This window comes from Flavobacterium sp. CLA17, assembly GCF_013112255.2.
GTDB lineage: Bacteria > Bacteroidota > Bacteroidia > Flavobacteriales > Flavobacteriaceae > Flavobacterium > Flavobacterium circumlabens.
On the sequence record NZ_CP068294.1, the window covers coordinates 2,506,530 to 2,528,531 of the forward strand.

Below are 22,002 nucleotides of genomic sequence, written 5' to 3' on the forward strand. Positions count from 1 at the left end.
CTGAAAATATGGATAAAAGAGTACAATTTGACTTTGAAATATATTTCACCAATGGCGGAAGTATAAAAGGCGAGGACTTTCGTCTGGATATTGAGGGCAACACCATTTCGGATCAGGAACTCGCGGATTATATTGTAAACGATTTGCGACTGCTTATGGTAGGGGAAGTCAAAATTCTGAATAAAGAAATTTTTGATGAAACCCACAAAAGAAAACCGATTTCTACCAAAACGGAACCTGATTTATTAATCGATTTAAGCCATACGATCGAACACGGGCTTGTCACGTATAAAGGTTTGCCGGCACCCATTGTATGTGACTATTTAAGCAGGGAAGATTCTAAACAGTTTTATGAGGAAGGTACTCAGTTTCAAATAGGTAAAATTGAGATGGTCACCAATACAGGAACTTATATTGACTGCCCGTTTCATAGATTTGAAGATGGAAAAGACCTGTCGGAAATAGGTTTGGAATGTTTTACAGACCTTGATGCTGTGGTAATCCGTATTCCTTTTTCAGAAACACGGGCAATTACCGAAGCACATTTGAAAAATCGTGAAATTAGAAATAAAGCCGTTTTGATTCATACAGGATGGGATAGTTACTGGAATACGGAAAAATATTATGAGAACCATCCTTATCTCACAGAAGGAGCTGCCCTCTATTTAAGAGACTGCAATGTAAAGCTGGTTGGCATTGATTCTCATAATATCGATAATACAGCAGGCAAAAGCAGACCGGTACATACCACACTTTTGCAGGCAGAAATACTTATAGTAGAACATCTTTGTAATCTCTGTGTTTTACCTCAGGAAGATTTTACTTTTAGTGCGATTCCTCCCAAATTTAAAGGAGTCGGAACATTTCCGGTTCGGGCAATGGCTAAAATATCTAAAAGCTCATTTCGTTAGAAATGGGCTTTTTTAGCTTGAAATCGAAAATTGACAGCACTTCATTAGTTGTACAATCTGTTATAATTTCAAATTTTGCAACAAGTCTTTTCTTATAGTAGTATATAATAGTTTGCTGAATGTATTACTAAATCCCATACCGGCGACTTTTATTTTTATTTCGTTGCATATCTGCATTTATTTTATTTATTTAGATACGTATTTTGGTTCAGCAACTGCTTTAGTTTTTCTGTACCAGTCTTAACCTGCGAAGCACCGGAAGTTTGTATGTGGAATAAAAGCATCACAAACCGGTGTCAATGATGTGCCGTATTTCAATACTATTAATAATCACATAAACAGCAGAGCAGTCTGCTGCCGGATAATATTATACCGCCTATGGATTTAATAAATAATGATCTCTTTCAGACCGTTTTTGACTCTGCCTCAAACGGTATTGCCGTTATGCAGGCTGTTTACGATGATAATAACAAGGTAAAGGATTTCTCTGTACTGCTGTTTAATGCTTATACCTTGAATTGGATCGGTGATAAACCTTATAAAGGCAGACTGTACAGCGAGTTATTTCCAACGGTAAAACAAACAGGAATTCTGCAGAAATTTATTGAAACTGCCGAAACAGGTATTACGGCCCGTTTTGAACAGTGGTATGAGGGGGAAGGGATGAATCATTGGTTTCGGTTTACTGCAGTTAGGCAGCAAGATTTGCTGGTAATAACTACAGATGATATAACTCAGAGCAAACAGGCAGAAATTGCCCTGAACCGGGCACTCGAGGCCGCAGAGAAACAAAGACGACTGTACGATTCCATTACAAACAACACGCCCGATCTGGTCTATGTATTTGATCTCAGTTACAATTTTATTTATGCCAATAAAGCATTATTGAATATGTGGGGTAAATCGGCGGAAGAGGCTATCGGAAGAGGCTTAAGAGAAAACGGTTATGAAGAGTGGCATGCCCAGATGCACGAAAGGGAAATCGATGAAGTAGCTGCTGTGAAAAAAACAGTCAGAGGTACCGTTTCCTTTCCTCATGCTGAGCTGGGCAGCCGTATGTACGACTATATCCTTGTCCCGGTCTTAAATGAGCGGGGAGAGGTTGAAGCTGTTGCAGGAACAACCCGTGATATTACTGATATAAAACAGGCCGAGGAAAAACTGCAACAAAGTGAAACGCGCTTTCGAAATATGATTGAGCAGGCACCTGTGGCTATATTGTTGTCCCGTGGTGAAGATGTTGTCATTGAGAGCATTAATAAGCCAATGCTCCAGTTTATGAACAAAAGTTCTGCCGATGAGGTGATTGGAAAAAAAATGATTGAGACACTGCCGGAACTTTCAGGCCAGCAGGCACTGCAAACCGTTATTGAGGTTCAAAAAACGGGAATTTCTTTTAGAGGAGATGATCAGCCCGTTGATTTAATAATTAACGGCAGGCTCGAGCGACGTTATTTTAATTTTTCTTATGACTGTATTCAGGAAGCTTCAGGGAATTCTGCTGTACTTCATATGGCAGTTGATGTAACCGAAATGCTCTTATCCAGAAAGAAGATTGAAGAGAGCGAAAAACGTTTTCGTTCCTTGATTGAAGAGGCGCCTGTAGGCACCTGTTTATATGTCGGGCCGGACATGCGCATTGAAATTGCCAACAAAATTATTATGGATCAGTGGGGCAGAGGTCCTGAAGTAATTGGCAAAAACATGATAGACGTTTTTCCTGAGGCGAAAAACCAGCCTTTTCCTGAAATATTAAAAAAGGTTTACAAAAGCGGAAAGCAGTACGAGCAAAAAGGAGCCAGGGCCGATATTATGATCGACGGTAAGCTCAAAACGTCGTACTTTGATTTCACCTACAAACCCTTATTTGATTCCAATGGCAGTGTATATGCTATTTTAGATGTGGTTGTAGATGTAACCTCTCAGGTTAAAGCAAAACTGCTTCTGGAAGAAAATCAGGAATTTATACGTAAAATATTCTATAACTCTCCCGTAGCTAATTTGGTCTATGTTGGAAAAAATATGATATTGAGGGAAGCTAATGAAAAGATGCTCGAAATTTTCGGACGTGATGCTTCCATAATAGGAAAACCGATACTGGAAACTATTCCTGAATTGAGAAAGACTGATTTGTTTGAAAAATACAATGAGATCTTAGCCACCGGAGAAACGTACCAGGTATCTGCCCAGCGCATTGATCTTATTAAAGATGGAATTCCGCATTCGGGATATTATGATTATACCTATAAAGCGCTGATGGATGACAATGGTGCGGCCTATGGTATGATCTGCATTGCCGTGGAAGTAACAGATCAGGTATATGCCAGGCAAAAAGAGTTGGAAGCAGAAGCGCGTTTAAGAGGTGCTGTTGAATTAGCACAGCTGGGTACCTGGAGTATCGATGTAGCCACAAACGGACTTACTTACTCCGATCGTCTTATAGAATGGTTTGGATATGATCCTAAGGATCAGGATTATAATAAAGTGATCCCTATACTGGAAGACGAAGACCAGGAAAGAGTAGCAAAGGCAGTGGCCTGGGCGCTTAATCCCGAATCAGGAGGTATTTATGATGAAGTATATAAAGTAATTCATCCCATAACGGGTCATAAGAGAATCCTGCACGCTCAGGGAAAAACGGTATTTGATTTGGCAGGAAACCCAATTCGGATGCATGGTACCGCACAGGATGTGACCATACAGCATGAATTGCAAACGGCACTGGAACAGCAGGTTCTGATACGTACAGAGGAACTCGCAGCAACAGCTGATGAATTAGTAAAAACAAACGAAAATCTCGAAAAATCCAATCTGCGCCTCGTTCAGTCTAATGAAGAGCTGGCTCAGTTTGCCTATATTGCTTCACATGATCTTCAGGAACCGCTGCGGAAAATTATTACGTTTTCTAATTTGCTTGAAACAAGTCTCGGTGAGCACGCAGCTCCAAATGCAAAGAATTATATGAGCAAAATTCTGAATTCGTCTATGCGAATGCGAAGCCTGATCAGTGATGTTCTCAATTATTCACAGCTTGCCAAATCTGAAGAACACTTCAAGGAAGTCAATCTCAACGAAATTGTTCAAAATCTTATAATGGATTATGACCTGCTGATTGAGCAGAAAAAGGCTAAAATTTATTTAGAAGACCTGCCGGTTATACAGGCAAATCCGATGCAAATGGCACAGTTGTTTAGAAATCTGATTGGAAACGCTTTAAAATTTACTAAAAAAGACAGGGATCCGATCATTTCAATAAAAGCTTTACCACTGGAGCCGCATGACATTGATAAAATCCATACTACTCATTCAAATGCTGAATTTTGCAAAATTCAGATAACGGATAATGGAATAGGTTTCGAAGCTCAATACTTTGAACGTATTTTTAATATCTTCCAGCGCCTGCACAGCAAATCCGATTATGAAGGAACCGGTATAGGACTCGCAATGTGTAAAAAGATCGTTCAAAATCATGGAGGCGACATAACTGCTGAGAGCCAATTTGGTGAAGGTGCTGTATTTACAATTATACTGCCGATAAATTCCGAAGTTTAACTTTTAACTGTAAAGAAAGAGCTTCTATGCTCAGTATGGTTTTATTTTAAGGTTCTTCAGGGATGGCCGGAACTAAATCCAACTGTAAGTTTATTATGCACCGGCATTTTGAATGGCAGCTTACCTGAAAATAAAAAGGCTTCCGGCAGGGAAGCCTGAATAATTGCGCTTTACAGGAAAGTACCAAACCTCTCAAAATGGCAGGTATAACCGTTAGGATTCTTTACAAGGTAATCCTGATGATATTCCTCGGCAGGCCAGAATTTTGTGTAAGGTTCGAGTGTGGTGACCACTTTACCCGGCCAGCGTGCAGCATCATCGACAATTTTAATGATCTCCCTGGCCGTTTCTTCCTCCTGTTCGTCCTGAATAAATAGTGCGGATCTGTAACTGGATCCCCTGTCATTTCCCTGCTGATCGACAGTCGAAGGGTCATGCATCCTGAAAAAATAATCCAGAAGTTTGCGATACGATGTTTCATTGGGATCGTAGGTAATTTCTATCCCTTCTGCATGTCCGGGATGGTTAGGGTAAGTAGGGTTGTCATTGCTTCCGCCAATGTAACCTACCTGAGTGTCTTTTACTCCGGGGCGTACGCGAAACAGGTCTTCCATTCCCCAGAAACAGCCCCCTGCTATATATGCTTTTTTTAAATTTTCCATGAGTGGTATAGATTAAGTGAATTGCTATTTAAATGATTGTAATTATTTTTCTTTATAAGTAAAACCAAAGATAAAGAGTATATCTAAATTAGGGTAATTAATACCGAAATTAAATTGGGAAACCAGAAAGCCAAAATGGCCGAAAGCACCTAAAGAAAAAAAGTAAACGGGACTGATTTTTCATTCTTTTTTTAAACATTCTGATAATCCTGCAAAATTTAATACTGTTGGCCGTTTATTCATCAATATTATAATTTTTTATATTTCACGACACTGGCATTAATTTGCGAAATATAGTCAATAAGAAAATTAATATAATATCTATTTAGCTGATATTTAATAGTTTATTACTTTAGTATAGTTATTGTTTTCGGTATTGGCCTATGGGATTCAATTACAAAAACGGACATCAAGTAAGGGACTCTTTTATTTTAAAGCCTGAAGTAAAATTGAATCCGTATCATTTAATCTGCTGAGGTTAACTGAGCTGTATCTTTAAAGTGCTATTACTAATTTAAATAATAAATCTTATGACAAAATCGAAATCCATTATTCTCATACACGGGAATTTTGTAAACGACACCACCTGGGCAAAGTGGAAAGAACGTTATGAACAAAAAGGCTATAAGGTCTATACACCGGCTAATCCGGGTCATGGAGGTAATCCCTCTGATTTGAGAAAACAGGTTCATCCCGATCTTATTAAAACAGGTTTTACAGACGTGGTGAATAACATTGTAAGGCTTGTAGACAGTCTTCCGGAAAAGCCATTAATTATCGGGCATTCAATGGCAGGAATGGCAGCAATGAAACTACTGGAACTGGGCAAAGCAGCCGCTGCAGTAAGTATTGATGGTGCTCCTCCAAAGAATGTTTTTCCTCCTTTCTCAACATTAAAGGCAGTGTTGCCTGCATTTGGTTTTTTTTCGGCTACAAAGTATTTTATGGGGAGCCGTGACTGGTATGACAAATGTTTTTTTAACACATTGCCCGAAAGTGAAAGAGCGCGTACTTTTGACAGTATTGCAGTACCGGAAAGTTATAAAGTGAATCGTGAACTGGTATTGAACTCTTTTTCTAATATTGATTTTGGTAAAGCACACAACCCTATTTTATTTATTGGGGGAGGCAGTGATGCCATTTTTCCGTCTTCTCTTACAACAAAGCTGGCAAAAAAGTATAAAGACAGCAACAGCCGTGTTGATTTGAAGATTTTTCAGGGTAAAAGTCATTTTATCTGTGGAGAGACGGGTTGGGAAATAGTAGCAGATTATATAACAGACTGGTACGAGAAATTATAAAAAGTAAAAAAGCTCTCGGTTGTAGGACACCTTTCAGATTGGTTCATGAAAAGATCTGGTTTAAAATGATAAATGAACTAAAATGAATTCAAATTATTAGTAACAATTTAAAAGAAAGTAAAATGGCTAAAATTACAGTAAAAGACGGAACAGAAATTTATTATAAAGATTGGGGAACAGGAACACCTCTTTTTTTTCATCATGGCTGGCCGTTGTCAGCAGATGATTGGGATGCGCAGCTGCTTTTTTTCCTGGATCAGGGCTTTAGAGTTATTGCACATGACAGGAGAGGACATGGAAGATCTACGCAAACGGATACCGGTAATGAAATGGATACTTACGCCGCTGATGTAGCGGAGCTTACCACATTTCTGGACTTAAAGGACGCGATACATATTGGGCATTCCACCGGTGGTGGTGAAGCAATTCGATATGCTGCAAAATATGGTAAAAACCGCGTTTCAAAGGTAATTCTTATAAGCGCAGTAACACCATATATGGTTCATGATGAAAACAATCCGGAAGGTGTGCCAATTGCGGTATTTGATGATATCCGTTTTAATACCGCCAATAACAGGCAACAATTTTATCAGGATATCACTTTTCCGTTTTATGGCTATAACAGAGAAGGGGCAGCTATTAAAAAAGGAATTCAGGATAATTGGTGGCGTCAGGGAATGATGGGCGGTATTAAGGCACATTATGACTGCATCAAAGCATTCTCTGAAACAGATTTTACTGAAGACCTAAAAAGTGTTGATTTCCCTGTACTTATACTACATGGCGAGGACGATCAGATAGTTCCTTATAATGTTACTGCGTTAAGAGCTATTAAACTGGTAAAAAACGGCAAATTGATCACTTATCCGGGACTTTGTCACGGAATGCCGACAACAGATGCTGAAACTGTTAATTCAGATATTTTAGCTTTTATTAAATCCTGAAATGTTTATTCCGGATTTTCTGTATTATTGTTTTAGCGGTTAAATTATATAAATAAAAAAAATACAAAATGGATGCAAGTATATATTCAAAAACAGCCCTGATCATAATTGACCCTTTCAATGACTTTCTGTCTGAAGGGGGAAAGCTATATTCCGTCACAAAAGAAACTGTGGAAGGTATTTCTCTGGTTCAAAATCTTAAAAAATTAATCGAAGGAGCGCGAGAGCGTAAAATACAGGTAATTTATGCGCCGCACCATCACACAACGAAAGAGGATTATTTAAATTGGAAATTTCTGGCACCTGCACATCAGGGCAGTAAGAATATAGTTTTATTTGAAAAAAATAGCTGGGGAGCAGAATTTCATCCTGAACTTCAACCACAGCCAGGTGATTTAATCGCTCAAAATCATTGGACCGGCAGTGGCTTTGCCAATACCGATTTGGATTTTTTATTAAGAGCACATAACATTGACCATATTATAATCGCAGGAATGAGAGCGAATACCTGTATTGATTCTACTGCAAGATATGGCGTCGAGCTCGGTTATCATGTGACGCTGATTAAAGACGGAATAGCAGCCTTTAACTGGGAAGAAATCCGGGTTACTGTCGAAATTACTTTTCCAAACTATGGACATGCAATGTTGACCACTGAAGAATTTATAAACAGTCCTCAATCCTGAAATAATGGAAATCATCTCAGGAAGCAGCACAACAGCCCGGATTACTGTAGCAACAGAAATTATGGAGGAGCTAGAGGTTATGAGTTAGAGATTGGTTTAGGGAGAGTGTTTAGCGGCTTTTTAAAAAACAGCTTTGATTTTAGCAGCAAAAAAATAAGATGTTCAGAGATTTATTTTATTTAGAAATTTCTGAATGTCTTTTTTAAAATATGCTTTTTCCGGTTTGTTAATTTCTTCCGGAACAGGAATCCAGCTCTTTTCAGGACTTACCCTTTTATAAAACAATTGCAGGGACTGCCGCAACCCTGAATATTTTTTTTATCCTGACCACTGAGCAAAATTTCAATCACGGCAGGCCAGATTAACCAATAGTGTCCGGAGCTGAAATGTTTCATAATTAACTTAAAAAAGCTTTTATGTATCGATCCAATACTAAAACGATTGTATTTATTTCAGGAGCATTTGTGAGTCATCATTATTGGGAGCAATGGATTGTTTTTTTCGAAAGTAAAGGGTATAAAGCAGTAGCACCACCGTGGCTTCATAAAAATGATACTGCCGAAAATCTCAGAAAACAAAATTTAAACTCTAAAACAGGAGCAATCCGCTTATCTGAGCTTTTGTGTTATTACAAGGAAATAATTGAAATACTTCCTGAAAAACCAATTTTGATCGGACATTCCTACGGCGGGCTTATAGTGCAGTTATTAATTCAACAGGATTTAGCTTCGGCAGGAATCTGTATCAACTCATTTCCGCCTGCAGGTTGTACCGTTTCAAAATGTTCTTTTTATAAAAATATTTTTAGGTTTTCCTACAGTCTTTTTTCTGATGAAAAGACATTTTTTTTATCCTTTAAGAAATGGAAGCATGTTTACTTCAATACCAATTCAGCTGAAAAACAGAAAACTACTTATGAGAAATTCCTGATTCCCGAATCAAAAAGAGCCTTTAGGGATTTATTTTTAGAAAATACAACTATAAACTTTAAAAGAAAACATGTTCCTCTTTTCTTTATTTCGGCTTCAGAAGACAAAATCATTTCTTCAAAACTAGTGTACTGGAACTTCAGAAAATACAAAAACTTCCATTCGCTAACCTGTTATAGAGAAGTCCGGAATAAAAGCCATTTTGTGATACTTGATTGCCAATGGGAAGAAACGGCTCAGCATAGTGCCCAATGGCTAAAAAAAATCTTTAGCTGACTTCTTTATTGATTTGAAGTTTTTTAATTCTTGAAGTTAAGGTTGAAGGATTAATATTTAGAATTTCTGCTGCCCCGCCGGCTCCGGAAACTTTTCCATTACATTTTTTAAGAATATAAAGAATATAATCACGTTCATTGTCTAAGATCGTTTTAATAGAGAATGATTCCGCATTCTGTTCTGGTTTAAAGGCTGATGAGGGTGAAAATTCAATTGTTTTAATGGTGCTTTCTTCATTAAGCAAAATCGTACGTTGTATAATATGTTCGAGTTCTCTAATATTGCCCGGCCAATTATAATTGATTAGCTGTTGTAAGGCTATATTAGAAAGTAATGGAGGTTTTATACTCATATTCTCACTGTACATTTTTATAAAATGATCTGCCAGTTCAGGGATATCTTCTTTTCTGGTTCTAAGGGATGGTACTAAAATTGGAAAAACATAAAGCCTGTAATACAAATCCATTCTGAAGCGCCCGGCTGCAACCTCATGTTCAAGATCCTTATTGGTTGCTGCTATAATTCGGACATCAATTTTCAGCGGTACAAGTCCACCAACACGTTCTATGTCTTTTTCCTGCAAAACACGTAATAATTTAACTTGAAGTGTCATTGGCATTTCTCCAATTTCATCCAGAAACAGGGTACCGCCATCAGCTAATTCAAACTTTCCTATGCGTTTTTCCAGTGCTCCGGTAAAAGCTCCTTTTTCATGACCAAAAAGTATAGACTCAGCCAGATTTTCGGGTATTGCACCGCAGTTTACAATAACTAAAGGTTTTTCTTTTCGTGGTGATAATGCATGAATACTTTGGGCAATTTTTTCTTTTCCGGTGCCACTTTCACCCAGTATCAAAACAGAAGTCTGCGACGGTGCCACTTTTTTGATATAGTTAAAAACCGTTGCCATCTGGGAACTATTTCCAATTATTCCTTCAAAACCTGATTTTGTACTTTCTGCATGTTGTTTTTTTGGTGGAGCAGTTTTTATTGTTGTTGGCTCGACTGCTTTTTTATCTAAAAAAAGATGAGTTATCAGCCCGGAAAGTGTGCTTTGTAATTGCTTTAAAAGAAGCAAATTTTCATCAGAATAAGTATTAAAGTTTCTGCTGTAGAAAGTGAAGCAAAACTGCTGGGAATCTCCTGCGCTAAAAGGGAAAACCAGGTACGATCTGATACCGAAGTTATGGGCTATTATTCCTTTTATAGGGGAAGCCTGAAAATTATTGATTAACGATTCCTGGCTGTAAATAGCAGGAAGTATGTCGATCTGGGATTTTTTATAAGTTTCATCTAATTCCTTAATTGAAATTTCAGCTATTTTAGAAAGTTTTGATACCGTAATAGTTTGATATTCCTCTATGTTTTTGCGCACAATACCAATATTAGAATACTGGTCTGCAGCATTAAATCCGGCTTCCAGATAATCGAAAGAGATAAAAGTCTGAATTATTTCTGCAAAGGAGATCAAACCGTCTTCGGGATTCAGATTTGAATTTAGTAATTCACTTATATTATTTTTAAGCTGAAACTGATGCATCAGTTGAGATTCCAGACTATAGGTTTGCCTGTAAAAAGCAATTTCAAGAGTAGTCAGAATATCCTGTTCTCTAAAGGGTTTAATGATAAACCCGTAGGGACATGTTATTTTGGCTTCATTTAAAATTAATTTACTTGAATTCGCTGAAATAAAAATAAACGCAATATTTCTATTTTTTAATATATGAGCCAGATCTATTCCGTTTTTATCCCCTTTAAGCATAATATCAAGAAATACCAGATCAGGTGTCTGAGTCCGGAGTCTTTCCAGAGCCTGATCTACAGAACGGGCAATACCAAGTACTTCATAATTTGCTTTTTCTACAATTAGCTGCAGATCATGTGCTTCAACAAATTGGTCTTCAACAATAAGGATGCTTTTTTTTACCAGGTTTTCAGATTGTGGGTTTTCATCAGACAACGTTCCCATATATAATATTATTGAGTTTATAAACTTATGATTTATTACTATAAAAATAGTTAATTATCCCCATTAATATTATTGTTTTCTCTGAATTTTAATAAAAAAAATCATATTTAATGTGAATTTTCCTGATATTTTTCAAACATGCTTCTGGTTTATTTTTATATTTGTTTTTAACTAAAACCAATTTCAAAAACCTGATTTGTAGTTAATTATGAAAAAAAATCTGTATTTCTATTGCATCTTATTAATAACTTGCTCAGCATTAGCTCAGGTATCGCCTGCAATTGCGAGATATGATCTCCCTAAAAAAAGATTACTACTTCAGCTTTGTTCAACTTATTTGTATAATTCTAATCAGGGTGCTATAGATGTAGACAGTTCAGTTGTTTTAGCCGCTACAGCTTATAAATTGCCTTTAAGGCTGGCGTATGAGGAAGGTTTTAATGAGGAATCATTAATTGGAAGTGATTTAATAGAGAAAGGAAATAGTAAAGGGATACAAAAGCTGATTGCTAAATCAACAGGTCTGGAAAAAATTAAAATATTACTTCAACTAGGGAGCTTTTACCTTTTTAAACCGGGTGTAAAACCAGACGATCTTCGAAAGGCAAAGCTTTATATGGATCAGGCATTTGCAGAGAGTAATAAATTAAAAGTTGTAAAATGGCAGCATCAAAGTCTGTTGCTGCTTGGTAAATATTATTATCAGGCAAATAATCAGTCTGAAAGTAAAAAATGTTTTTTACAGGTTATAAACGAATGTCGCAAAAGTAATGATAAACTAGGTTCAGCTCAGGGTTTAGAAGCTCAGGGAGATGCATTATCTAATTTAGACCCTGAAAAAGAAAAAATCCTGCTGGAAGTAATTTCGCTTTATGCATCTTTAGGATTAGAAGAAAAAAGAATTGAGAATTACAGCAAGATTACGACCATTTATTTTTGGTCAGGAAGAATGCAGGAAGCAAAAAAGAGACTGTATCAAAGTTTAATTGATTTGCGTAAAATTGGTTTCACACACCAGCAATTTACAGAAACAACAATCGTCTATGTCGAATTGCACCAGCACAACATAAAAGACGCTTTGTACTATGCGCTAAAAAGCGTGAAAAGAATGGAAACGGAGAAGGATTATACTTTTGCAGATATTTTTTACATGCGCCTCGGTGATGTTTATAATATATACGGCCATAATCAGGAAGCATTGGATTTATACCTGAAAAGTATTGAAATGGGACGTAACGATCTGGATACCGGTACCTGGTATAAAAGTTTTTTTGGCGGTGTCGCCGCTTTATCCTTAAAAGGAAAAAATAAAGAAGCTGTTGCCTATATCAATTCAATGACCGCAAAATATCCTCCAAAAAGTACCTTTGATAAAATGTCAGTCGCCTTCATCAAAGCGAATTGTTATGAAGCATTAAAGAAGAATATTCTCGCTGAAAAATATTTTAAGGAAATGGACGATTATGCGCAGCAGCTCCACGGGCCGGAAACATCCAGAGAAATCGCCCATCAATATACTATGATGGCCTTATTTTACATTAACACAAACAGACCGCAAAAAGCCCAGCCTTACACAGATAAAGTTTTGGCACTTGGTAATGCCGGTAGTAAAACTTCCAATTCAGATGTTTTTCAAATGTTACTGTATAAAACAGATTCCATCAACGGAAATTTCAAAGGAGCTTTAGCTCATTTTCAGGATTATAAAAGAATAAACGATTCCATTCATGGAGTCTCCAGAAACAAGCAGATTGATGAACTGAAAATTGCCTATGAAACTAAAAATAAAGAACAGGAAATTAAATTTTTAAATAATCAATCTAAATTGCGGGAAAGCGAATTGCAAAAATCGAAACTTTTAAATAATCTTTCAATTGGAAGTTTAATTCTTTTGCTGATCATAATTGGATTGTTGTATAACCGTTATCGCTTAAAACAACGAAATCACAGCAAACTGGAGATCAAGGAAAGAGAAATTAACCAAAAGAACATTAATTTGAGACATTTACTGGATGAAAAAGAATGGCTGTTGAAGGAAGTTCATCATCGGGTAAAAAATAATTTGCAAACCGTAATAAGCCTTTTAAGTTCACAAGCGGCTTATTTAAATAATGATATGGCTTTGTCTGCAATCAAAAACAGTCAGCACAGAATACATTCCATGTCATTAATTCATCAAAAACTATATAAGTCAGACAATATTGCAACCATTCATATGTCTAACTATATCAAAGATTTGGTTGAATATTTAAAAGATTCTTTTTCTACCGGACAGCGAATCCGCTTTGAAATTACAGTTGAACCACTGGAGTTAGATGTCGCACAGGCAATTCCGATTGGTCTTATCCTGAATGAAGCCATTACCAATTCAATTAAATATGCTTTTCCGGATAACAGCATCGGATTAGTTCGTGTACTACTGGAAAAAACAGAAGCAGATTACTATCTGCTGACTATTTCAGATAACGGAATCGGAATTGATACTACTTTAAGCAATAGTAAAACAGACTCTTTTGGTATGAGTTTAATAAAAGGTCTGAGTGAGGATTTAGAGGGGAAATTTATCATGGAAAACAACAATGGGACTATCTTAAAACTTGAGTTTAAACCGGAGCACCCTCTCGATAAAAAGTACCTGAAGAAACCGGTTCATAATTTTGACATTTAATACACTTTAAAAAAAACAGATAGCTCAGGAGTTTCGCTGAAGTATAATCAATTTCTGAATATTCTCATTTACACCTTCCATGATGTTCCTAAACATCATATAAATCAAATCCATGAATAAGAAGCCGGTTCCGGACCAGATTCTATTCATGGATTTGTGTTTAATAATACGACTTCCTCGTTTATCTTTTTGTTTAAAGCTGCGGAATACCCTTTGCCGGCGATCGTATTGCTGAAGAATCTGAATTTACAATGTACAGCCTATTTTTTCATCATATTTCGCAAATCTGCCTGCTAGGCTCGCGAAATATAAAACAAAAAAGCAGTATAAAAAATATAAAACCACTGTTAATCAGTTGTTTGGTTTTTGGTATTTGAATTGTTTGATAAGAAGCAACGGATTAAAATATCTTCTTAATCGGATAGATTTTATGTACAGTGGATCGATCCGATCTAAATGTAATTACTATGCTGCCCTGGTATAACGTTATTTCAAAGCTTTATTAAAGATCAGAATTCTAATACTAAACCAAAATAAATACAATCATGGAAAATAACAAATTGACTACTTCTACGGGAACGCCGGTTGCGGATAATCAAAACATTCAGACAGCAGGCAAAAGGGGACCGGCACTGCTTCAGGACGTCTGGTTTTTAGAAAAAATGGCTCACTTTGACAGAGAAGTAATACCAGAGAGGCGCATGCATGCAAAGGGATCAGGCGCATATGGGGAATTTACCGTTACACAGGATATAACACGTTTTACTAAAGCTGATCTATTTTCAGAAATTGGAAAAACGACTCCGATGTTTGTAAGATTTTCGACCGTTGCCGGAGAACGCGGTGCGGCCGATGCGGAGCGTGACATTCGCGGTTTTGCACTTAAGTTTTATACGCAGCAGGGGAACTGGGATCTTGTAGGCAATAATACTCCCGTATTTTTCCTCAGGGATCCCTTAAAATTCCCGGATCTGAATCATGCGGTGAAACGTGACCCCAAAACTAACCTGCGAAGCGTAGATAATAACTGGGATTACTGGACGCTGCTTCCCGAAGCACTTCATCAGATTACAATTAACATGACCGACAGGGGCATTCCTAAATCCTATAGAAATATGCACGGATTCGGTAGTCATACCTATAGTTTTATAAATGCACAGAAGGAAAGATTCTGGGTTAAATTTCATTTCAGAACACAGCAGGGTATAGAAAATATTTCCGATGCCGAGGCAGCAGCGATTATAGGCGATGACAGGGAAAGTCACCAGAGGGATCTGTTTGAAAATATTGAAAAAGGAAATCTGCCGGAGTGGAAGTTCTATATTCAGATTATGAGTGAAGAGCAGGCTTACAATTATCCCCACAATCCTTTTGATCTGACAAAAGTATGGCCACATGGGGAGTTCCCTCTTATCGAGACCGGAAAATTTGTACTGAACAGAAATCCGGAAAATTACTTTGCAGAAGTAGAGCAGGCTGCTTTTAACCCCGCCAATATTGTTCCCGGCATCGGATTTTCTCCCGACAAAATGCTTCAGGGCCGCCTTTTTTCTTATGGAGATGCCCAGCGTTACCGTTTAGGTGTCAACAATTCACAGATTCCTGTCAATGCTCCAAAATGTCCTTATCACGCCTTTCACAGGGATGGAGCCATGCGTGTGGACGGGAATTATGGAGCTGCCAAAGGTTATGAGCCAAACAGTTTTGGAGAATGGCAGCAGCAGCCCGAGTACAAGGAACCACCTCAGGCTTTATTTGGTGATGCATGGCAGTGGGACCATCGGGAAGACAATGATTATTTTTCTCAGCCGGGTAATCTTTTCAGGCTACTGACACCTGATAAGAAAGAACTGCTTTTTTCAAATACAGCCAGAGCAGTTGGCAGCGCACAGGAATTTATTCAGGTACGGCACATTCAAAATTGTTATAAAGCCGATCCGGATTATGGGCGAGGTGTTGCAAAAGCTTTAGGTATTGACATAAATCTAACGTGGTCTGAAGAGAAGTGATCTTTATCAGTCACATTTGTAGCGAAAGTAATTATCGAAAAGGCTGATTTAAATTAACAAGAAAATGAATTTATAATCCAAAAATTAAAATTTATAGTATGAAAACAAAGACTTCAAATGTAGTAATCCTGACACAATAGCAGGTAAAAATGCACAGGATACGGCGCATGGCAGTGAAACTCAATATGCAGAATTGGCCGGAAGAAAACTGGCATACCGTTCCATTGGAAACGGAGCACCCCTAATTTTAAGCAATCGTTTCAGAGGTACTCTTGATACCTGGGATCCATTATTTTTAGATACACTTTCCGAGAATTTTCGGGTTATCACCTTCGATTATTCGGGAATCGGTTACTCGACGGGAACTCTGCCGACTGATGCGGTCTCTGTAGCAAGAGATATAAAGGATTTGGCGGCTTATTTAAAACTGGAGAAAACAGCTGTGCTGGGATGGTCCTGGGGAGGACTGATTGCTCAGGCGGCAACACTTGAATATCCGGAACTTATCACACACGCTGTAATTATCGGATCAGTGCCGTTGGGGGAGAGAACAGTGGATATAGAACCCGCTTTCCTGCAGGCTGCGGTAAAGCCATTGAATGATTTTGAGGATGAAATTGTTCTTTTTTATGAACCAAAGTCCCGCAAATCAATAGCGGCTGCTGAAATTTCTTATGAAAGAATCCGCAAAAGGCTTGACGTATCTAAAATTCCTTCTACTATGGATGTTTTTCAGCTTTATTTTCAGGCAGGTGGAGCAGCTGCGGAAGACAAGGAAGGACTCAGAGACAAACTTAAAGAAACGGCTGTTCCAATTTTGGTAATATCAGGAGACAACGATATTAGCGCCGCCGTAGAAAACTGGTTTCCGCTGCTTCGGGAGCTTCCTACCGTACAGATTATTATACTTCCTCACGCTGGCCACGCCCCGCAGCATCAGGAACCCATATTGACTGCCGGATATATAAATACTTTTCTGGCGCAATAAAGAAGCAACAGAAGAAGGTTTGTCTGAAATTACCGATTCATTTGAAACAAGATAGTACTGCATGAAATTAAATTTACTGAATATGCTGCAATGTTTTTTGACGGCAGCACTATTGTATAGATATGGAGGATGTAAACTCTCAGAGCATGGAGGCTTGTAATTTTTATTTCACAATTGCAGCAATACTTGCTGTGCTGATACTGATTGTTTTGATTTTAACAATTATAGTTTCTTTTTCCCTGAAGCAGAATGTTTCTGAACGTTATAAGCTCAGCTGTGAAAATAAAATAAGATTGGAAGAGGAAAAAAAGAAATAGTCTAAAAAGGAAAACCTCTCCGTTTCGTTTATCACGAATTTGGAGAGGTATTTCATGTTAACCTGATTCTGATCTTTCCAACTGGTTCAGGTATCGATTTTTTAAATATTTATTCCCGAATCGCCCAAGGATTCATAGTGCCTTGATATTTTTTCTTAAATATCACTAAAAAAAATATGTTTTTACGAAATATAGAAAGCAGACCCGGTTAAAATACGCTGATTAAAGCAGTATTGTACTGTCAATTTCCGGGAGATAAAGTTCCAGTCCGGCATTTTTAAATCCGTCATATGCTTTCTGATGATCCATTACAATAAAGCCAAACGTATCATAGTGAACGCCTAATATTTTAGTGACTCCAACAAGTTTTGATGCTTCAACCGCCTCTTCTATACCCATTGTAAGTCCGTCCCCGATTGGGAAAACAGCAAAATCAAGGGAAGTAAATTTTGGTATCAGCTGCATGTCGAGAGTCAGGGCAGTATCTCCGCTGTAGTAAAAATTACCGTCAATAGTGGTCAGAACAAAACCGCTGGCGATACCACCGTAAGAGCCATCCATGAAGCTGCTTGAATGCTGTGCTGTAACACATTTTACAGTTCCAAAATCAAAATCATATTTACCGCCGGGATTGATGGGATGTGCATTTTCGATCCCGTTTTTTAAAAGCCAGTTGTAGATTTCAAAATTCCCAAGCACTTTCGCTCCGGTATTTTTGGCAATACGCTCCACATCCAGAATATGATCATAATGCGCATGGGAAATAAAAATGTAATCTGCTTTTATGGCATCTACATCCACATCTCTGGCAAGTTCATTGGGGGTTATAAAAGGATCAAAAAGAATATGTTTTCCATTGGCATATACAGAAAAACAAGAATGACCGTAGTACGTTACTTTCATAATAAATAAGATTAGTAAATTTATAATTAGAAATAATTGACAAAAAATAGTATTCAAGTAATGTGCCGCTAAATTGACTTGCAGATAGCTCAATGGAAAAAAACATTTAATAAGGGGATTTTTTATGTCAATCGCGGAATTCGCTATAAAAAAGTCACCCAGTTTCATAAGGTTTGAAACCGGGTGACAATTAAAAAATAAAATAAAAACACAATCTCTAGAACGAATACCTAACTCCAAATTGTCCTTGGAATCTTGAGGCTAATTGATCTACAGTGTAAGGTGATGAACCCGGTTTCTGGAAAGTATAGGTTGGGTCGCCGGTAGCAACTCCGCCTAAGTTTCCTGATTTTGTTAAACCTAAGTTGGCTGTTGAATTATAAGTGTTTGGAACGAAATAACTTCTTCCCCAATCTTTATTGATAAGGTTTCCAATATTGGCCATACTAAATGAAATCTGGAAAGTACCTACTTTAGCAACTTTGATTTCATCCATTAATTTCAAATCAGCCTGGATGTTCCATGGAGTAGTGTCGCCATTTCTTTCTGTGAAATTTCCTCTTCTGTTTTTCAAATAATCATTTCCATTAACGAAAGCTTCGTAATCTGCTACTTGTTGTGCTGCTGTAGCTGATGGAACTCCGGTTGGACTTACTCCGATATATTTAGCGGCTTCTGTTGCATCTTTAAAGATATAAGCCAATCCTGCTGCTTGTCCTGTTCCGGCAATGGTTGAGTTTACAAATCCCCATGAAAACGGATTTCCGGATTGTGCATTAAAATATACATTGGCAGACAAAGTATTGTTATCAGCCACTTTTACCGCATATCCAACATTAGAAACGATTCTGTGTTTGATGTTAAAGTTAGAAGTTGCCAGTTGCGGATCATTAGGGGTTAAGGATTGGTTCATCTGGAAGTTACTTTCCATAGAGTTACGAATTCCGTTGGTAACATCACGCGAATTTCCGTATGTATATGCGACCATGAAATTTAAACCAAAATCATATGTTTTAGAAACCATTTCCGTAATGCTGTATCTGTATCCTTTATTCGTATTGGAAAGAAGGTAAGCATTTGAAAAAGCAGGATTGATGTTTGCTGCATAAATTGGCATCTGATGATTCGTGTCATAAGAGAAATAAGTAGGATTGTCTGTCTTATTTACCTGTTGAAATTCAAGATCACGAATTACTTTGGTATAAATACCTTCAGTTGTAAATTTATATCCGTCGATGATTTTATCGATAGCCAGGGAGTTTCTTAAAACAGCCGGCATTTTAAATTTATTGTCTACCAAATCCGCCTGTACTTTTGGAGTTGCATCGTGATATCCGTTTAATCCATTGTTTGCCAAAGGATCGCCCGCTGCTGCAACCTGTGCTGCAGTAAGGTTGTTTTTGTCGTAACTTCCGTAACCTACACCATCATTGTAATAGGCATATCCTAACCAGGCAAATGGAATTCTCCCTGTAAATACGCCTGATCCGCCTCTTACAACAAGTGTTTTGTCTTCGTCTACATTATACGTAAATCCTATTCTTGGAGAAACTAAAGCAGTACTGAAAAAGTTGTTTTTAATCTGGTTCAATGGCGTATAACTGTACGTTGTACCATAATTAGGATCGGCAGGAGAGTTTTGCACTTGTGCACTCAGATTTGGTTTTGTAGGCAAATCGGTGTAATCTACTCTCACACCCGGAGTAACTTTTAATTTGTTACCAATTCTGATTTCATCCTGTACATAAAAACTATAAAGGTTTACTTTGAATTTAGCATACGGGTCATTAAAAATTTCATCTCTGGTAGAACCGTCAAACGGATACGTTCCACGGACACGAGAAGGTAATTTATTGTAGAAATCTGCCAGGGATTTATATGAAACTCTTCCGTTTAGGGCATTTACGAATCCGTAATTGATGTCGTAGAACTCATTGTGCGTACCAAACAACAAAGTATGGTTTCCGGTTTTGTAAGTTAGGTTGTCTGTGATTTCAGCCGTATTTTGTTTCATATTAAAAACAGTGGCTTCACGGTCGTTTCCTAAGAAAATAGTACCTCCGTTATATCCAATTTCTGTCTGGGGAAACATAATATTGCCTGATTTTGGATCACGATAATCTTTAATGGCTGAATAACTGGCAATAAAGGAGTTCGACCATTGGCTGTTGAAATGGCTTTTTAATTCTAAAACGGTACTGATGGATTGGTTTTTCTGCGTAAAATCCATACTTGAAAACCTGAAATTTGCTGCATCACGCTCTAAGTTTGACGCTTCAGAGATAACAGTATTGTTTCTTAACGATAGGGAATGTTTGTCATTAATTTTCCAATCTAATTTATTGAAGAATTTCTGGCTTTTTGCAAAGTTGTTGTAGGCACCATAACTTCCCGTGTCAAATCCGTAATTTGTTTTAACGAAATTCGAAATTTGTTCTGCTGTAGCGTTATCTACCAATGAAGTTAATTTTCCGGCAGAATTGGTCTGTCCTGCATTGTAAAATAACGGATCAGTTCGCTCGGCATATTCCATATTGGTAAAGAAGAATAATTTGTCTTTTATAATGGGCAAACCCAATCGGAAACCCACTTGGTAATCACCAAAAGAATTGGGCATCTTAGAACCGTCACCAGCGTTATTCGGGCCTGTAATGGCTGCACTTCGGCCATAACTGTAAATAGATCCGCTCACTGTATTGGTACCGCTGCGGGTTACGGCATTGACGCTTCCTCCTAAAAAGTTTCCTAATTTAATGTCGTAAGGAGCAATGTAAACCTGAATATCCTGTATCGCATCCAAACTTATCGAATTGGAACGTGTGCTGCTTCCCGGCATTCCTGAAGTTCCGGATTGCCCACCCAAAGACGGACTAAATCCAATGGCATCATTGTTTATTGAAACCGTCAATGGTTACGTTATTGTATCTGAAATTGGTTCCTGCGAAAGAGTTGTTGGAACTTTGCGGAACCAGTTTGGTAACATCCTGAATCCCTCTGTTGATTAACGGAAGACCATTTACCTGCTTTTCGTTAATATTGGTTCCGTTATTTTTAGAAGAAGGTTTAGAACTGGTAATCACAACTTCTTCCAATACATTATTGTCCGCTTTCGCAACTACGATTGTTGGTAAATCATTATCACCAAGTGCTAAAAATATTTGTGCGTTGGAGTAATCTTTGGTATCCTTACTTTTAATTTCCAGTTCATAAGGTCCGCCGGCATTTAAATTTTCGAAACTAAACCTACCTTGTTTATCTGTTACGGCTCTGTAAACGGAGTTGGTAGGTAAATGTGTTAATGTAACCTCGGCATCAGTAAGAACGCTTGTACCATCATTAACTTTTGCAGATAAGGACGAGGTTGTAATTTGAGCAAAAATGTTCCCCATAACAAGAAGCATTAAAGCCGAAAAAAAGAGTTTTAGTTTTGTCATGTTATTTTAGTTTTTATTTGACAAAGAAACTGCCTTTGTTTCGATCCCATTTAACGCTTTTGTTAACTTAAAATCATAAAACAATTTAGTGTTATCTTAAAATTAGGAACGTGTTATTTATATGGAATTTATTTAACTCTTTAAAACCAATCACTTGTGTAATATTCTAAAAATAAGTAGATTATAGTTGTGTTTAAAGTAGATTAGAAAAAGATTAGAGTATTAAGCCAATGTTACGGATTGCAAAAACAGATAACTTTAAATATTCGTATTACAATTCAGAAAATGGAATTCTTTGCTGTATGATGAATAGCGTCTAACTTTAGTTGGATGGAAAATAAAGTAGGATAGAAAAGCTTTAGCCTAATGATCAGTTTGGCTAAAACCTATTTCTTTTCCGTTTTTAACCTCCAGCTAAAGCTGGAGGTTATTAAATGTTTTTTCTCGCAGATT

The 22,002-nt window shown here is 37.4% G+C and carries 15 protein-coding genes; 9 read left to right on the top strand and 6 right to left on the bottom strand.

Annotated features, from left to right (window positions below; translation table 11 throughout):
* The first annotated feature begins 8 nt into the window (after positions 1–8).
* Both HAV12_RS10400 and HAV12_RS10405 read left to right on the top strand, forming a co-directional pair.
* Entirely contained in the window at positions 9–911 is a 903-nt protein-coding gene (locus HAV12_RS10400) for a cyclase family protein (protein ID WP_171569585.1), read from the top strand.
* Positions 912–1,289: 378 nt separating this feature from the next.
* Complete coding sequence (locus tag HAV12_RS10405) at positions 1,290–4,463, top strand: PAS domain S-box protein (protein ID WP_171569586.1); 3,174 nt, start codon at positions 1,290–1,292, stop codon at positions 4,461–4,463.
* Positions 4,464–4,633: 170 nt separating this feature from the next.
* Here HAV12_RS10405 and msrA read toward each other — a convergent pair whose 3' ends face one another.
* The gene (gene msrA / locus HAV12_RS10410; protein WP_171569587.1) at positions 4,634–5,125 is read right to left on the bottom strand and encodes a peptide-methionine (S)-S-oxide reductase MsrA; all 492 of its coding nucleotides are present in this window, start codon (positions 5,123–5,125) and stop codon (positions 4,634–4,636) included.
* Positions 5,126–5,655: 530 nt separating this feature from the next.
* Between msrA and HAV12_RS10415 the strand changes: the two genes are divergently transcribed.
* The 4 genes from HAV12_RS10415 (at position 5,656) to HAV12_RS10430 (ending at position 9,261) form a co-directional block, all read left to right on the top strand.
* Positions 5,656–6,426: an alpha/beta hydrolase gene (locus tag HAV12_RS10415; RefSeq protein ID WP_171569588.1), complete on the top strand. Its 771-nt coding sequence runs from the start codon at positions 5,656–5,658 to the stop codon at positions 6,424–6,426.
* A 122-nt stretch (positions 6,427–6,548) separates the two neighbouring features.
* Complete coding sequence (locus HAV12_RS10420; RefSeq protein ID WP_132037523.1) at positions 6,549–7,370, top strand: alpha/beta fold hydrolase; 822 nt, start codon at positions 6,549–6,551, stop codon at positions 7,368–7,370.
* 68 nt (positions 7,371–7,438) lie between these two features.
* Entirely contained in the window at positions 7,439–8,056 is a 618-nt protein-coding gene (locus tag HAV12_RS10425; protein ID WP_171569589.1) for a cysteine hydrolase family protein, read from the top strand.
* 416 nt (positions 8,057–8,472) lie between these two features.
* On the top strand, positions 8,473–9,261 hold the full coding sequence (locus HAV12_RS10430) for an alpha/beta fold hydrolase (RefSeq protein WP_171569590.1): 789 nt from the start codon (positions 8,473–8,475) through the stop codon (positions 9,259–9,261).
* Here HAV12_RS10430 and HAV12_RS10435 read toward each other — a convergent pair.
* Positions 9,254–11,230, bottom strand: coding sequence for a sigma 54-interacting response regulator (locus tag HAV12_RS10435; protein ID WP_171569591.1), 1,977 nt, complete (start codon positions 11,228–11,230; stop codon positions 9,254–9,256). The two genes, HAV12_RS10430 and HAV12_RS10435, sit on opposite strands and share 8 nt — an antisense overlap.
* Before the next feature lie 208 nt (positions 11,231–11,438).
* Here HAV12_RS10435 and HAV12_RS10440 point away from each other — a divergent pair, with 208 nt between their 5' ends.
* Entirely contained in the window at positions 11,439–13,898 is a 2,460-nt protein-coding gene (locus HAV12_RS10440; protein ID WP_171569592.1) for a sensor histidine kinase, read from the top strand.
* 24 nt (positions 13,899–13,922) lie between these two features.
* Here HAV12_RS10440 and HAV12_RS22990 read toward each other — a convergent pair whose 3' ends face one another.
* A complete protein-coding gene (locus HAV12_RS22990) occupies positions 13,923–14,048 on the bottom strand; it encodes a hypothetical protein (RefSeq protein ID WP_255539584.1) in 126 nt (41 codons plus the stop codon).
* A 395-nt stretch (positions 14,049–14,443) separates the two neighbouring features.
* Between HAV12_RS22990 and HAV12_RS10445 the strand changes: the two genes are divergently transcribed.
* A complete protein-coding gene (locus HAV12_RS10445; RefSeq protein WP_171569593.1) occupies positions 14,444–15,907 on the top strand; it encodes a catalase in 1,464 nt (487 codons plus the stop codon).
* A 193-nt stretch (positions 15,908–16,100) separates the two neighbouring features.
* Entirely contained in the window at positions 16,101–16,895 is a 795-nt protein-coding gene (locus HAV12_RS10450; protein WP_240345261.1) for an alpha/beta fold hydrolase, read from the top strand.
* Positions 16,896–17,434: 539 nt separating this feature from the next.
* Here the strand turns inward: HAV12_RS10450 and HAV12_RS10455 are convergent.
* From HAV12_RS10455 to HAV12_RS22915, 3 genes are all read right to left on the bottom strand, one after another.
* Positions 17,435–18,115: a metal-dependent hydrolase gene (locus HAV12_RS10455; protein ID WP_132037531.1), complete on the bottom strand. Its 681-nt coding sequence runs from the start codon at positions 18,113–18,115 to the stop codon at positions 17,435–17,437.
* 217 nt (positions 18,116–18,332) lie between these two features.
* Entirely contained in the window at positions 18,333–21,023 is a 2,691-nt protein-coding gene (locus HAV12_RS10460; RefSeq protein WP_240345262.1) for a TonB-dependent receptor domain-containing protein, read from the bottom strand.
* A complete protein-coding gene (locus HAV12_RS22915; RefSeq protein ID WP_240345263.1) occupies positions 21,001–21,549 on the bottom strand; it encodes a carboxypeptidase-like regulatory domain-containing protein in 549 nt (182 codons plus the stop codon). The genes HAV12_RS10460 and HAV12_RS22915 overlap by 23 nt, the downstream gene beginning before the upstream one ends.
* Between the last annotated feature and the right edge of the window lie 453 nt (positions 21,550–22,002).